This is a genomic window from Paramicrobacterium agarici (assembly GCF_002563955.1).
Lineage (GTDB): Bacteria > Actinomycetota > Actinomycetes > Actinomycetales > Microbacteriaceae > Paramicrobacterium > Paramicrobacterium agarici.
In genome coordinates this window covers 1,449,495-1,463,831 of sequence record NZ_PDJE01000001.1, presented here as the reverse complement: position 1 = coordinate 1,463,831, position 14,337 = coordinate 1,449,495, and the positions used below count along the sequence as shown (strand labels likewise).

Annotated in this window: 12 protein-coding genes; 6 read left to right on the top strand and 6 right to left on the bottom strand. The window is 65.2% G+C overall.

Going from position 1 to position 14,337, the window contains the following annotated elements; all coding sequences use genetic code 11:
• Positions 1-38: 38 nt before the first annotated feature.
• The gene (locus ATJ78_RS07160) at positions 39-1,427 is read right to left on the bottom strand and encodes a hypothetical protein (protein WP_143741389.1); all 1,389 of its coding nucleotides are present in this window, start codon (positions 1,425-1,427) and stop codon (positions 39-41) included.
• A gap of 36 nt (positions 1,428-1,463) precedes the next feature.
• Complete coding sequence (locus tag ATJ78_RS07155) at positions 1,464-2,042, bottom strand: NUDIX hydrolase family protein (RefSeq protein WP_098406964.1); 579 nt, start codon at positions 2,040-2,042, stop codon at positions 1,464-1,466.
• An 87-nt stretch (positions 2,043-2,129) separates the two neighbouring features.
• Between ATJ78_RS07155 and ATJ78_RS07150 the strand changes: the two genes are divergently transcribed.
• The 4 genes from ATJ78_RS07150 (at position 2,130) to ATJ78_RS07135 (ending at position 8,930) form a co-directional block, all read left to right on the top strand.
• Positions 2,130-2,783, top strand: a complete 654-nt coding sequence (locus ATJ78_RS07150) for an alpha/beta hydrolase (protein ID WP_098406963.1) — start codon at positions 2,130-2,132, stop codon at positions 2,781-2,783.
• A 31-nt stretch (positions 2,784-2,814) separates the two neighbouring features.
• The gene (locus ATJ78_RS07145; RefSeq protein ID WP_098409263.1) at positions 2,815-3,222 is read left to right on the top strand and encodes an arsenate reductase ArsC; all 408 of its coding nucleotides are present in this window, start codon (positions 2,815-2,817) and stop codon (positions 3,220-3,222) included.
• 160 nt (positions 3,223-3,382) lie between these two features.
• The gene (locus ATJ78_RS07140) at positions 3,383-8,161 is read left to right on the top strand and encodes an ATP-dependent helicase (RefSeq protein ID WP_098406962.1); all 4,779 of its coding nucleotides are present in this window, start codon (positions 3,383-3,385) and stop codon (positions 8,159-8,161) included.
• The gene (locus ATJ78_RS07135; RefSeq protein ID WP_098406961.1) at positions 8,154-8,930 is read left to right on the top strand and encodes a DNA-formamidopyrimidine glycosylase family protein; all 777 of its coding nucleotides are present in this window, start codon (positions 8,154-8,156) and stop codon (positions 8,928-8,930) included. Before ATJ78_RS07140 ends, ATJ78_RS07135 begins: the two co-directional genes overlap by 8 nt.
• A 13-nt stretch (positions 8,931-8,943) precedes the next feature.
• Here the strand turns inward: ATJ78_RS07135 and ATJ78_RS07130 are convergent, their stop codons facing one another.
• Both ATJ78_RS07130 and ATJ78_RS07125 read right to left on the bottom strand, forming a co-directional pair.
• Positions 8,944-9,630, bottom strand: a complete 687-nt coding sequence (locus tag ATJ78_RS07130) for a siderophore-interacting protein (RefSeq protein ID WP_098406960.1) — start codon at positions 9,628-9,630, stop codon at positions 8,944-8,946.
• 81 nt (positions 9,631-9,711) lie between these two features.
• A complete protein-coding gene (locus ATJ78_RS07125) occupies positions 9,712-10,017 on the bottom strand; it encodes an ArsR/SmtB family transcription factor (RefSeq protein ID WP_098406959.1) in 306 nt (101 codons plus the stop codon).
• Positions 10,018-10,096: 79 nt separating this feature from the next.
• Here ATJ78_RS07125 and ATJ78_RS07120 point away from each other — a divergent pair, with 79 nt between their 5' ends.
• Both ATJ78_RS07120 and ATJ78_RS07115 read left to right on the top strand, forming a co-directional pair.
• Entirely contained in the window at positions 10,097-11,305 is a 1,209-nt protein-coding gene (locus tag ATJ78_RS07120; RefSeq protein WP_098406958.1) for an MFS transporter, read from the top strand.
• 36 nt (positions 11,306-11,341) lie between these two features.
• Positions 11,342-12,310, top strand: coding sequence for a nucleoside hydrolase (locus ATJ78_RS07115; RefSeq protein ID WP_211288443.1), 969 nt, complete (start codon positions 11,342-11,344; stop codon positions 12,308-12,310).
• A 16-nt stretch (positions 12,311-12,326) separates the two neighbouring features.
• Here the strand turns inward: ATJ78_RS07115 and ATJ78_RS07110 are convergent, their stop codons facing one another.
• Complete coding sequence (locus tag ATJ78_RS07110; RefSeq protein ID WP_098409262.1) at positions 12,327-13,199, bottom strand: alpha/beta fold hydrolase; 873 nt, start codon at positions 13,197-13,199, stop codon at positions 12,327-12,329.
• 159 nt (positions 13,200-13,358) lie between these two features.
• Complete coding sequence (locus ATJ78_RS07105) at positions 13,359-14,306, bottom strand: hypothetical protein (RefSeq protein WP_245836240.1); 948 nt, start codon at positions 14,304-14,306, stop codon at positions 13,359-13,361.
• Positions 14,307-14,337: the final 31 nt, after the last annotated feature.

Here is a 14,337-nt window from a genome sequence, read left to right as displayed (position 1 = left end):
TTAACCGCTGAGCGAGTCAAGCAGTCGAGGTGAGAACGCTAGCGGCTGAGCCCCGTGTCGTTCGGATCAGGCAGCGGCGGCCTCGGCGGTGCGTCGTCGGGAAGCGGCATGGTTTGAGCCGCAGGACTCCCCTGATTCGCCGAAGATTCTCGCTCGTGCACACTCTCTGTCGCGGCGGTGCTATCCGGAACGTGTGCAGTTTCAGCCGGGGCGCCGCTCGCCTGTTCGGCACCGCTGGCGACGGTCTCGGCGGATGCTGTCGCGGGATGCGCCGCGACAGCTCCCTGCCCGCCGCCGGTGCGCGTCTGCCCGACAGCATCCGCCCCTTTTGCCGCCAGCATCGCTGCGAGAAACCGGACGAACATCGTGATCCAGGCGAAGAGAACGCCAAAGGCGATGAGTTCGTAGTTGGTGAGAGGGAGCAGGCCGGGACCGTAGAACAGCCAAGTCGCGCCGCTGAGCAGAAGGAGGCTGCCCAACGTCGCCGCAAAGAACGGCAGCGGCATTCCGCGCAGCGCGATCGGAGAGACCAGCATGAGCACGCCGAAGAGCGCCGAGAGCCCGATCGCGAAGACGTTGTGCACGTCTACACTCACGTTCACGGGAACGAAGCCGATTCCGGCCAGCGCCACCCCCATCGCGATGAACAGCGTCGAAACCAGGGGCGCCGCGAACGGGTAGCGAATCACGCGAGCGGTGTGCAGGTTGCGAATGTCACGGTCGACGTAGAGGGCGAAGGTGGTGACGAGGATGCCGGCGATGATGAGGATCGCGTTGAAGCTGATGCTAGGCCGGTTGCCGTACGCGCCGAGGGCGCTGATCTGGTATCGCCACCAGACGGGGTCCGTCGACGTCGCCATCGCGGTGAGCAGGCCAACGCCGACGAAGAGAAACATGCGCTGCGAGAGGCTGACGGTGTTGAGGCGCGAGACGGCGAGGTACAGCATGTACGCCGCGAGACCCGTGACGGCTCCGCAGCCGATTGACGCGCTCACGGGGTCGATGGTGAGACGGCGGAATGCGAGTTGCACGACGAACAGGAGCACGGCGGTGGCGAGCGCTCCGAGCGCTGTGTGCACGATGGCGACAACGAGAGCGTCGAGCGTGAACTTCCACGACGGCAGCTCGAGACGCCACTCCTGGCCGTCAAGTCGGCGTGAGCGCCAGTATCCGACTCCCGCGGCAATGGTTCCGAGCACGACGACGGCGCACACAGAGACCATGCCGATCGACCAGTGGCCCCACTCCCAGTCTGTCCAGATGGGCACGGACATGCCGCCGAACACGATAAAGGCGAAGCCCACGGCGATCAGCGCAGCGGCGATTCCCGCGAGGAGAGCTTCGACCTCGATCTTGATGCCGCGCTGCCGGTCGCGCCTGTTCGCCGAAGGAACGGCACGAGGGCGTCGACGAGCAGCTGATCTCACGAAGACCAAGTGTATTCAAGTGCGCTGACGGCGTGCTCAGACGATGCGTCCGACGCTCGCGAGCGCCATTCGCAGAAGAGTGCCGCGACCGCCCTCCATCTCGGCGGCGACGGCGTCTGACTGAGCTTCTTCCGGTGGCATCCACGTGAGCTCGAGAGCATCCTGTCTCGGATCGCATGTTCCGGTGACCGGTACGACGTAGACGAGTGAGACGGCGTGCTGGCGTTCGTCGCTGAACGGGGTGAGCCCGGGCATCGGAAAGTACTCGGCGACCGTGAATGGTGCGGGAGACGCCGGCAGCAGCGGAAATGCCATGGGACCGAGGTCCTTCTCAAGGTGGCGGAACAGTGCGTCGCGCAGGGTCTCGCCGTACATCACGCGCCCTGAGACGAGCGTTCTCGTCATCTGACCGGTCGCAGTGGCTCGCAGCAGCACGCCAACCTCGGTGACGACGCCCATGCCGTCGACGCGCACCGGCACCGCTTCGACGTAGAGAAGCGGCAGTCGATGGCGAATCTGTTCGAGCTCGATGTCAGTCAGCCACCCCGGAGCCGAAACGCCCTGTGGTTCCTCTGGGTCGTCTGGCTGGTCGGGATCTGGTGTGCGAACGTCCATGCTTCATTGTTGCAAGGGCGAGCGACAGCGACGTCAGAGCGCGCCGGTAAGCTGAGTTTCACAGCGATCAGAGGAGGATGCCGCACCATGAGCACCGAGTCGACGAGCCCGCAGATCGACCCTGACGCCGTCATCTGGTCTGCATCAGAATCCGATCGCGAGGGACGACCGCTGCTCGTCCTCATGCACGGGCACGGTTCGCACGAGGGTGACCTGTTCGGCCTCGCGCCATCGCTTCCGCTGGAGCCCGTGATCGCATCGCTGCGCGCGCCGCATGCCGCGCCGTGGCCACTTGACGGATGGTCGTGGTTCACCGCGGGCACCGACGCGGGGCCCGACCGCGATGAGGTGAACGAATCAGCGGATGCTGTCATCGCATGGCTTGACAGCCTCACCGTCGCCCCCACATCCGTTGGGCTCCTCGGCTTCTCGCAGGGCGGTGCCATGGTCTTGCAGCTCATGCGCCGCGCGCCTTCGCGCTTCGCGTACGGAATCGTGCTCGCCGGTTTCGTCACTCCCGGCGAGGAGCCCGGCGACACCGAATTGGCCGAGAGCAGGCCTCCCGTGTTCTGGGGACGCGGCACGGCCGATGATGTGATTCACGACTCGGCCATTCTGCGCACGACGGACTGGCTCCCCGAGCACTCGACCCTGTCCGGGCGTATCTACGAGGGCCTTGGGCACGGCATCAATCAACAGGGGGTTGCCGACATTCGGGGTTTCATCGAACGTCAGCTCTGAGTCGTCACCCATCACACTCAAGGAGCAGATCGTGACTGATTCAGCGCCAACCGTCCTCTTCGTCTGTGTGCACAATGCCGGACGCTCCCAGATGGCCGCGGGCTTCCTCTCCGCGCTGGGCAGCGAAGCCGTTGATGTTCGTTCTGCCGGCTCGATGCCGGCGGAACAGATCAACCCGGTAGCAGTGCAGGCGATGGCGGAAGTCGGAATCGACATATCGTCCCAGGTACCGAAGATTCTGACAGTGGATGCTGTCAAGCAAGCGGATGCTGTCATCACGATGGGTTGCGGCGATGCCTGTCCCATCTTCCCCGGCAAGCGTTATGAAGATTGGCAGCTCGACGACCCGGCGGGTCAGGATATTGACGCGGTGCGACCGATACGCGATGAGATCCGCAACCGCGTCCTCTCGCTCATGACCGAAATCGGGATCCCCTGAGAGCAGCGGTGGCGATCGGCGTGCCCGTGGTGGCGGATCAAGCGAAGAACATAGATTTCTCAATCGCGAGCGCTACGCAGATGGTTCCAGCACTACGCCGACGCGGGTGGCACCTCTTCGAGCACCCGGCAGTGTCAGGTGCCTGTGATTAGCTGAAGTCATGAGCGGCGTGCTCGACAAATTCTCTCCCGCGACCCGCGACTGGTTCGCCGGCGCATTCACCGCGCCCACACGCGCTCAAGAGGGCGCCTGGAACTCGATCTCCCACGGCAAACACACGCTCGTCGTCGCTCCGACCGGCTCCGGAAAGACCCTGTCGGCGTTCCTCTGGTCAATTGACAGACTCATGGATGCTGCCGCGCACTCGCCCGAGCCCGCCAGCAAGCTTCGCCGCGGCACCCGGGTGCTGTACATCTCGCCCCTCAAGGCCCTCGGCGTCGATGTTGAACGCAACCTGCGCGCTCCCCTTGTCGGCATTACGCAGACGGCGAAGCGTCTCGGCGTCGAACCGCCGGAAGTGACCGTCGGAGTTCGTTCAGGCGATACACCGGCCAAAGACCGGCGGACATTGATCTCAAAGCCGCCCGACATCTTGATCACGACGCCCGAATCACTTTTTCTCATGCTCACATCTCAAGCGCGAGAGACCCTTCGCACCGTCGACACCGTGATCATCGATGAAGTCCACGCTGTAGCCGCCACCAAACGCGGGGCCCACCTAGCCGTTTCACTTGAACGCCTCGACGCTCTGCTCGAGAATCCGGCTCAGCGGATCGGGCTCTCGGCAACGGTTCGACCCCGCGAAGAGATCGCCCGCTTCCTCGGCGGCACCTCACCCGTCGAGATCGTCGCTCCACCGGCAGAGAAGACGTTCGAGCTCGACGTTGTTGTTCCCGTCGACGATATGACCGATCTCACGGTCGGGCAGCCACCGCGGGCGGAGCCGACTGAGGGCGGTTCCGCCGCCGGCCCCGTGCGTGACGACGGCGAACGGGCGGGTTCCATCTGGCCGCACGTCGAAGAAGCCATCGTCGACCGCATCCTCGCCCACAAATCAACGATCGTCTTTGCCAACTCGCGCCGCTTGGCCGAAAGGCTCACCGCGAGACTGAACGAGATTCATGAAGCACGCCTCGACGCAGATGTTCTGGTCAACGATCCTCTGCCCGACAACTGGCCCGGTCAACCCGGCCGAGAGCCCGCAAGCACGAGTGAGCCCGCTCACATCGCGTCGCAATCGACGACGCCCACGCGCGCACCAGCGGCCCTAATGGGCGGCAGCGGTCAGACGCACGGCCTGAACGACGAATCGGCCATCCTCGCCCGCGCCCACCACGGATCCGTCTCGAAAGAGCAGCGTGCCCAGGTCGAAGACGACCTCAAGTCCGGGCGGTTGCGATGCGTCGTCGCGACCTCGAGCCTCGAGCTTGGCATCGACATGGGCGAAGTCGATCTCGTGATCCAGGTCGAAGCACCGCCCTCCGTCGCCAGCGCCTTGCAGCGCGTCGGCCGCGCCGGCCACCAGGTGGGCGAGATCTCGCACGGCGTACTCTTTCCCAAGCACCGCGCAGATCTCGTCAATACGGCCGTCACGAGCGAGAGGATGCTGCAGGGCGCGATCGAATCGATGCAGGTTCCCGCCAACCCGCTCGACATTCTCGCCCAGCAGACGGTTGCGGCCACGGCACTCGACGTCATCGACGTCGAGCAGTGGTTCGAACAGCTCCGTCGGACCGCCCCGTTCTCATCGCTTCCTCGATCGGCATACGAAGCGACACTTGACCTGCTGGCAGGGCGCTACCCGTCAGACGAGTTCGCGGAGCTGCGGCCGCGCATCGTCTGGGATCGTGACGCGGGCACGATCGAAGGCCGCCCGGGGGCTCAGCGCCTCGCGGTCACGAGCGGAGGCACGATCCCCGACCGCGGCATGTTCGCGGTGTACATGGTGGGCGGCGAAGAAGGAAAGCCGGGAGCACGCGTCGGTGAACTCGACGAAGAGATGGTGTACGAGTCGCGCGTCGGCGACGTCTTCGCCCTCGGCACAACGAGCTGGCGCATTCAAGAGATCACGTTCGACCGAGTGCTCGTCACCCCCGAGTTCGGCATGCCCGGCCGGCTGCCGTTCTGGTCAGGTGACGCTCTCGGTCGCCCATTCGAGCTGGGCGAGGCGCTCGGCCGATTCACGCGCACGATCGACAAGGCAAGCGAGACGGATGCCGCCACGAGGCTGTCTGCTGCGGGACTCGATGAGCGCAGCATCCGGAATCTTCGCGCGTACCTGACCGAGCAGCGCCAGGCCACCGGGCACCTGCCAACCGACAGAACGCTCGTCGTCGAACGCTCCCGCGACGAGCTCGGCGATTGGCGTGTCATCCTTCATTCCCCGTTCGGCATGCAAGTGCACGCCCCGTGGGCCCTCGCCGTGAACGCGCGGGTGCAGGAGCGCCTCGGCATCGATGGCGCCAGCATCGCGAGCGATGACGGCATCATCGTGCGCATTCCCGACACCACCGACGATCCGCCTGGCGCAGAGCTGTTCGTCTTCGACGCTGATGAGCTCGAGGTCATCGTCACAAACGAAGTCGGCGGCTCCGCGCTCTTTGCCTCGCGCTTTCGCGAGTGCGCCGCGCGCGCCCTTCTGCTGCCCAACTACAAGCCGGGCAGACGATCACCGCTGTGGCAGCAGAGACAGCGCTCGGCGCAGCTGCTCGAAGTGGCGAGCAAGTTTCCGCAGTTTCCGATCTTGCTCGAGACCGTGCGCGAGTGCCTGCAAGATGTCTATGACGTTCCCGCGCTGCTTGATCTCGCCCGCCGCATTGAGAGTCGCAAGATCCGCCTCGTCGACACTACGACGGACGAGCCCTCCCCTTACGCGAAGTCGCTTCTGTTCGGATATGTCGGCGCGTTCATGTACGAGGGTGATTCGCCCCTCGCCGAGCGCAAGGCGGCGGCCTTGGCGCTGGACTCCAGCATGCTCTCAGAGCTGCTCGGGCAGGTGGAGCTGCGCGAGCTGCTCGATCCGGGCATTATCGAGGACACCGAGCGCGAGCTCCAGCGGCTCACGGAGAGCAGACGCATGCGCGGGCTCGAGGGCGTCGCCGATCTGCTGCGCATGCTCGGACCCTTGGATGCCGATGAGGTCGCGGCGCGCTTGCAGCCTCTCGAAGACACGGAGCCGCGAGACAGCACGGGGGAGGTCGAAAATGCCGAGCATCAATCTGAGCGGCATGCGACTCCCGGCGAGGCCGCCGCGCTGCTCGACGAACTCGTGACGGCAAAGCGTGCGCTTCGGGTGCCGGTCGCGGGGGTCGAACGAGTCATCGCCATTGAAGATGCTCCGCGGGTGCGCGATGCACTCGGCGTTCCGCTGCCGATCGGCGTGCCATCGGCCTTCATCGAGCCCGTTCCCGATCCCCTCGGCGATCTCGTCGCCCGATACGCTCGCACGCACGGCCCGATCCGAACGGGGGACGTTGCGGCACGCCTCGGACTCGGAACCGCGATCGTCACGCAGGTGCTGGGCAGACTCGCCGACGAGGGGCGCGTGGTGCGCGGTGAGTTCCTCCCCGAAGGCGAGGGCGCCGGATCACCCATCGACTCGGCCGAATGGTGCGACAAAGAAGTGCTGCGCCGACTGCGGCTGCGCTCTCTCGCCGCGCTACGCCACGAGGTGGAACCGGTCGACACCGCCACGTTCGCCCGGTTCTTACCCGCGTGGCAGAACGTGGGCGGTTCGCTGCGGGGCGTCGACGGTGTGGCAGCGGTCATCGAGCAGCTTGAGGGATGCCACCTCCCCGCCTCGGCCTGGGAGACGCTGATTCTTCCGCAGCGCGTGCGCGATTACTCCCCCGCCATGCTCGACGAACTCACGGCGCTCGGTGAAGTGATCTGGTCGGGACGCGGCTCTCTGCCCGGTCGAGACGGGTGGGTCGGACTGCACCTCGCCGAATCGGCGCCGCTCACACTCGCACCCGCCGACGACCTCCCCATGGGTCAGCTTGAAGACGATATTCTCGTCGCCCTATCGAGTGGCGGAGCATACTTCTCCGCACAGGTCGCGCAGGCCACAGGGTCAGCCGACGATGAGAGCCTCCAGCAGGCACTGTGGAACCTCGTGTGGGCCGGACTCATCACCAACGACACATTCACGCCACTGCGGATGCTGGTGAGCGGAACGGGCGCACACAAGACACGTCGAGCAACACCTCGTTCTCGTCTTTACGGGCGGCGCGGTTACGCTCGCCCCAGCGGCGCATCGGGTCCTCGCCTCGGCGGACGTTGGTCGCTGCTGCCTCTGGCCGAGCAAGACGCGACAGTGCGCGCGGCAGCCACCGTCGAAACGCTGCTCGATCGCTACGGGGTCGTGACGCGCGGATCCGTCATGGCCGAGGACTATCCGGGCGGATTCGCCCTCGCGTATCGCGTACTCTCGAGCTTCGAAGAGAAGGGGCGCGCCCGGCGCGGCTACGTCATCGATGGCCTTGGTGCGTCGCAGTTCTCCACGTCGGCGACGATCGATCGTCTGCGCGGCCATGTCTTCACCGATGATCAGCGCCCGCTGCGCGCCATCGCTCTCGCCGCCACCGACCCGGCGAACCCCTACGGCGCAGCGCTGCCATGGCCCCCTGCAGAGCTCACGGGAACACGCCACCGACCAGGGCGGAAGGCGGGCGGAATCGTCGTGCTCGTTGACGGTGAGCTCACCTGCTACCTCGAACGTGGCGGCAAGACGTGGCTCGCATTTTCGGGCGACGAGTCGACGCTCGACGCGGCAGCAGCATCCGTTGGCGATCTGGTGCGAGCGGGGCGCATCGACAAGGTCGCCGTCGAAAAGGTGAATGGCGAGTTCGTGTACGGCAGCGCCCTCGAGCACCCGCTTCGCCGAGCGGGCTTTACCGAAACCCCTCGCGGACTGCGGATCCGGACGAGCCATGCCTGAGGGCGACACCGTCTATCGCACAGCGCGGCACCTGAATGACGTGCTCGCGGGGCGCGAGATCGAACGCTGGGCTCTCCGGGTCCCTGCCTATGCGACGAGCGATCTGACCGGGCTGACCGTCGACGAGGTGGTCAGCCGAGGAAAGCACATTCTTCACCGGATCGACGGGCACACCTTACACACGCACCTCAAGATGGAGGGCACGTGGCACGTCTATCCCCGTGGAACTCGCTGGAAGAAGCCTGCGCACACCGCCCGTGCCGTCATCGAGACGTCAGACCACACGACGGTCGGCTTTGATCTGGCGATGGTCGAGCTGATTTCCCGCGACGACGAAGAATTCATCGTGGGGCACCTCGGCCCCGATCTGCTCGGCGCTGATTGGTCTGCAGACACGGCTGTCGCGAATCTCGACGCGGCGCCTGACCGACCGACGGCGATCGCTCTGCTCGATCAGAGAAATCTCGCGGGGCTGGGAAACGAGTACGTCGCGGAACTGTGCTTCTTGCGCGGCATCCGGCCGGATTCGCCTATTGCGCAGACGGCGACTCGCGAGCTCGTGCGCCTCGCTCACCGACTCATCACCGCGAATCGCGACCGTGTTTCACGCACGACGACCGGTGACACACGCCGTGGTCGCCGAGTGTGGGTCTATGGGCGCGCGGGCCAACCGTGCCTGCGCTGCGGAACGCTCATCGAACGCGGAAGACTGGGCCCGACCGCGACGCAGGAGCGCGTGACGTTCTGGTGCCCCCGATGTCAGAGTTGACCCGCCACGTGGATTACGCGGGTGAGTGCCCCTCGATCCAGTAGAACTGCGAGAAGTGCTGACCGCGGATCAAGCCAAGATGGTCCTTCATGACAGCGCGCACATGCTTGACGAGCGTCTTCTCTCCCGCCGCCCATGCGTATTGCCTCGCGGATGGCGCGACTGCTGCACGCAGGTGTTCGGCAAGCGCTTCTCCGCGCTTACCCTCGCGACGAATCCACGCCCATGTGTCGCCCGAGCGGGTCACGGCGGGAAGCTGATCCACGTCGTGGTGGTCATCTTCGATGAACACACGTGCCTGCACGGAAGCGTCGAGGTCGGAGACCCAGCTGTTGATTGCGGGCAGCGCGGTGATGTCGCCCGCGAGGACGATCTCGCGCGTGCCCTCGGGAAGGGAGATTCTCGCCGGGGTCAGTGCCACTTCTGACACGTCGCCGACGTTCGCCGCGCGCGCCCAATCCCCTGCAGGCCCTTTCGTCTCATGGAGCACGAACTCGAGACCGAAGGTGCCGTTGTCAGCGTTGACGTCGACGAACGTGTAGCCGCGCTGGCTCAGGTGCCTCTCACCGCGGTCCGGGTTGGGAATCCACAAACGCAGCCATGCGGTCGGAAAGATCTCGAGCGCTTCGACCAGGTCCGGCGCCGAGAAGATGATGCGGCGATACCGCGGGGTCACGTCGACGATCTCCACGATCGTCACGATTTGCGATACCCATCGCGCGCATCACGCCGCGCTGCCAATTCGCCATCCCGCCCCCAAGCAAGGCAAGGCTACCCTTATTTAGAGAATCGCGTCAAGAAGACCCGGGAACCGGCGATCAAGGTCATCGCGACGCAACGAGAGTCGTCGGTTACGCCCGTCGGGTTCGTTGGCGATCACTCCCGCCTCTCTGAGCACCTTGAACATGTGCGATTTCGTCGACTTGGGAACGCGCGGGTCAATCGTTGTGCAATTGGCCGCGGCCATGGGTCCATCGCGGAGTTGCCTCACGAGGTCGAGACGCGCCGGGTCGCTGAGGGCAAACAGCACATCCTCCAAGACGATCGCGTCGCGATCAGGATGCTCGAGATCTACTGAAGGAACCATGGTTCGATAATACTTGAACTATGGGTCGAAGAAGCTTAAGCTTCAACGGTTCGATTTTTTTGGAACCAATGGAGACCGCATGACCACGACAAAACCGCTTCCTGTTGCTCCAGCGGCCTCGCCGCGTCGACGGACGACGTTCGTCTTCGCCGCCAGCTCGATCGCGGCGCTGCTCGTGGCCGCGAGCGCCCTGACTCCGTTCTACCCGGGGCTGGAGCACGAGCTCGACATCACGGCCCTCGGTGTATCGCTGATCTTCGCTGTCTACGCGATCATGCTCCTCGCAGCGCTCGTGACGGCAGGTGCGATCTCGGATCACGTCGGACGCCGCCCGGTGATCAGCATCGGGTTCAGCCTTCTCGCGGTGAGTATGCTGATGGTCGCATTCGTCGATTCAGCGCCCATGCTCTTCGCCGCGCGTGCCCTCCAGGGAGCCGCGAGCGGGCTACTCACCCCGGCCCTGTCCGCTCTTCTCCTGGACGCGACCGCGGCCGATCGCCCGCAACGCGGCTCATTGCTCAACTCGATCATGCCTGGCACCGGGCTCGCCATCGGTGCACTTGCCGGTGGAATCGCGTGCGCCTTCCTCGTTCCTGGTCTTCCGATCACGTTCGCGGCACTTGCGGTGCTCTACGCAGTAATCGCCGTCATGGTCTGGCGCGTTCCCGAGTTCACGAGTCGCACCCCGGGCGCACTCCGATCGCTCATCCCGCGTGTGACGGTGCCGCTGAAGGCCCGTCGGCTGTTCCTCATCAGCGCGCCGGCCCTCATGGCGACGTGGGCGACGGGAGGGCTCTTCTTCTCACTCGGCCCGAGCATCATCCTCGAACGCCTGCACAGCGACAGCCCTCTGCTCCAGGGGGCGATCGTGGCGATCCTCCCCGCGGCCGGTGCCGCCGCAGTGCTGTTGCTTCGACGCAGGTCGGCGCGTTCCGTTGCCCTCACCGGAACGGTGTCTCTTGCCATCGGAACCACAATGGCACTCGTCGCTCTCGCGGCAGACACCGTTGCCGGGTACGTGCTCTCCGTGATCATCACCGGAATCGGGTTCGGAGCGAGTTTCTCGGGCGTCATCGGCTCTCTAGCCCCCAAGGCAGAACCACATACCCGCGCCGGCCTCTTTGCGGCGATTTACGTCACGTCTTATCTGTCGTTCGGGGTGCCGACGGTGGCGGCGGGCTTTCTCGCCTCGATCTCGTCCGTGTCGTTCACGTCGCTTGCCTACGGCATCGCTGTCATCGCGTTGGCTCTGATCAGCACGACAGCCCGCGTGCGCTCTCGGGAATGAGGCCGTCGTGCGAATGCATGAACAAGAATAGAGGCTATGCCCATTTCCGTGATCGCCGACGTCGATACCGGCGTGGACGATGCCCTCGCCCTGCTGTTTCTCGCCGCACATCCCGATATCGACCTTCGCGCCGTGACGTGCGTGGCGGGCAACGCAAGCCTCAGCCAGGTCACGCAGAACACTCTTGACGTGCTCGCGGCTGCCGGCAGCGAAGCCCCCGTTGCTGCCGGCGCCGACCGCCCTCTCATCGAGCAGGCGCGCGACGCGGGCAGCTATCACGGCGCTAACGGCGTCGGAAATCTGCTGCTCGATGCGTCTCAACGTACGGCAGAGCCGGTTCACGCCGTCGAGCTCCTACGCCGCGAGATCGAGGCAAGCGCCCACCCGGTCACGCTGCTGAGTCTCGCGCCCATGACGAACATCGCCCTGTTTCTGCGCCTCTACCCGAAGGTCGCGGCACAACTCGAGCGCATCGTCGTGATGGGCGGCACCGCAGGTATCGGCAACGCAAGCGCTGTGGCCGAGTTCAACGTCTGGCACGACCCCGAAGCAGCGCAGATCGTTCTCTCGTCTGATGTGCAGACGACTCTGTATCCGCTCGATGTCTTCAACCGGGTGGTCGCGTCTGAGGGCCAGATCAGAGAGCTTCGGGATGCTGCGTGCCGACGCACGCGCCTTGCGGCCGAGCTCCTCGACTACCAGCTCACGCTTGCCGACCTTCCCGCCGATATCGCCTCGGGCGCGAAGCTCGGTGACGCGGGTGCCGCTGTGTTCCTCGTCGCACCCGAGCTGTTCGGCGTCGAAACGTGGCCTGTCGACGTTGAGCTGTCGCACGGGTTCTGCCGGGGTCAGACGGTCGTCGACAGACGACTGCGCGGGGGCGAGGCCGAGGAGCACGATCTCATGACGCCGACCGTGCGCAGTGATGTCGCGCTGACCGTCGACGGCGACGCCGCCGCGAGCGTCTTCGTCAGCACACTGCTCGGCACTGCCGGCGACCGATAGTGCACGAGGCCCACCCTCAACCTGCGGTGTGCGCAACGACCTCAGCGATGACGAGGTCCCAGAGCGCCTCGGGCGCAAATTGGTGCCCCATACCCGGCAGCGGCACGAGCTTCGCTCCCTGAATCTCCTCGGCCAGCGCCTCGCCGTGCCCGTACGGAAACAACGGATCCGCTGTGCCATGAAACACGAGCGTGGGAGCGACGATGTCGGTCATTTTCTTCTCGGAGACCGCGTCACCGCCCACAAGCCAGTGGTTCGTCTGCATCGCGGCCATATCGGCGGTGCGATCGTACGATCGTGCCGCAATGCGCCGCTGCCGTTCATCGTCACGATACGCGCTGCCTGCGAAAGGACGCTCCCCGTTCACCAGCGCCTCGATCGCGGCATCCCTGTTGGACCAATCTGGCTGGTCCTCAGACGCGAAATACTCGCCAAGGCTCGAGTCCATCGGCGGAAGCGGCAGCGCGTCATCGCCGCGAGCAAGGGCCGGCGTGGTCGATTGCAGCACCAGACTGGAGACCCGTTCGGGATGCTCCGCCGCGACGACCTGCGCGATGGCGCCGCCCATCGACACTCCGAACAGACACGCTGCGCGCACATCGAATCCGTCAAGCACGGCAAGCACATCTGAGGCGAGATCCGAGCCGGAGTAGCCAGGTTTTCCCGCCGGGGAATGCGTCGAGCGGCCCGTATCGCGCAAGTCATAGCGGACCACATATCGCTGGGCCGCGGCCAGGCGATCGCAGAAGTCGTCGTCCCAGGAGTCCATCGATGACGCCGCCCCGCCGATGAGCAGAATCGCCGGGTCTTCTGGCCGCCCGAATGCCTCGGCACAGATGTGAGCATCGCTCGATGGAATCAGCAGCTCACCGGATCGGAGGACGCTCATGGTCATACCTCACTCTGCAGCTGGCCGCCACTCTACGCTCCTCGCGCGTGCTGCGCCAGGATCGTCGCGGGCGACAGCCTGGCAGCGAGTGCGTATCCGTTTCCGATGCGCGGACGCATGCATTCGCGTTGTCACGATGCGCACGATGCGCGGCGTGCTTCAGACGTCGGCGTCGTCCGATGCCTCGCCGTGAACCATCTGCACCCAGCGCGCGAGATATTCGGCACCCGCCTCGTCGTGAATGAGCGAGTCGTGGTGCCTGACGGGGTAGGGCTTGTCAAGCACTCCGTCGTTCGGCCTCACGTCAACATGTACGACGTCAAAGCCTCGCTCGTGCAGCCAGTCCGCCATCGCGTAGTCGGTGCGTGAGTCGCCAAGCGTGCGCCACCGCCGCGGCACCGCCACACCAGCATCCGTCAAAAATTTCATCACGAGTTCTGCGCCCAGATCTTTGCCCACGCGAATCGACTCGATGTCCGTCGAGATGATGGTGGGGTCGATGCGATAGCGGATGCTGCCGGAAGTATCCGGCGTCTTCTCGCCCTCGCGCTCGAATCCGAGCCAGTGGCGCGTCAGAATCTCAGCGACCTTCTCGTCGAACTCTCCCTGCCGTTCGAGGTAGCTCTCGTTCGAGATGTTCGTATTCTGCTCAACCGAGACCATTGCGCGCTTCGTGTCGTCGAAGAACACCAGGTCGGAGTACTCACGCTTGACGAGGTCATCGACGTCGCGCGCGACGACGTCGGGCATCGCCAGCTCTTCGTCGACCGTGACGTCACCCGCGCCGTCCGCGGTGATCTGCATCCAGACAGCACCCTTCTCACACACACCCCAGACGAGGGCGTCGCGTGACAGCCCGGCCTCGAGAAGCGGCGGCACCACCTGCTCACGCAGGAACGCGTCGGAACGGCCGGTGTTGAACGCGATGGGAACGCCCGCGTTCGCCAACGCGGCGAGGTCGGGCGCAATGCTCGGAACCGCGATGGAGCGGGTCTCGGGGCTGGCGATCGGGCCATCCACGTCAAGAAGCAGGCCGAGCGGCGGTCGGGCATCCGTCACGGAATCACGAGCAGCGTCGGTCTCGAAGTCAGGAGAAGCGTCAGTCACTGCGCCAGTCTATGAGGCCGGGAGTTATGCT

What these genes read in the sequence shown, in the direction of transcription:
- ATJ78_RS07115 (WP_211288443.1), top strand. Translation starts at nt 11,342, where the DNA reads ATGCCCATTTCCGTGATCGCCGACGTCGATACCGGCGTGGACGATGCC.
- ATJ78_RS07155 (WP_098406964.1), bottom strand. Translation starts at nt 2,042, where the DNA reads ATGGACGTTCGCACACCAGATCCCGACCAGCCAGACGACCCAGAGGAA.
- ATJ78_RS07150 (WP_098406963.1), top strand. Translation starts at nt 2,130, where the DNA reads ATGAGCACCGAGTCGACGAGCCCGCAGATCGACCCTGACGCCGTCATC.
- ATJ78_RS07135 (WP_098406961.1), top strand. Translation starts at nt 8,154, where the DNA reads ATGCCTGAGGGCGACACCGTCTATCGCACAGCGCGGCACCTGAATGAC.
- ATJ78_RS07110 (WP_098409262.1), bottom strand. Translation starts at nt 13,199, where the DNA reads ATGAGCGTCCTCCGATCCGGTGAGCTGCTGATTCCATCGAGCGATGCT.
- ATJ78_RS07140 (WP_098406962.1), top strand. Translation starts at nt 3,383, where the DNA reads ATGAGCGGCGTGCTCGACAAATTCTCTCCCGCGACCCGCGACTGGTTC.
- ATJ78_RS07120 (WP_098406958.1), top strand. Translation starts at nt 10,097, where the DNA reads ATGACCACGACAAAACCGCTTCCTGTTGCTCCAGCGGCCTCGCCGCGT.
- ATJ78_RS07125 (WP_098406959.1), bottom strand. Translation starts at nt 10,017, where the DNA reads ATGGTTCCTTCAGTAGATCTCGAGCATCCTGATCGCGACGCGATCGTC.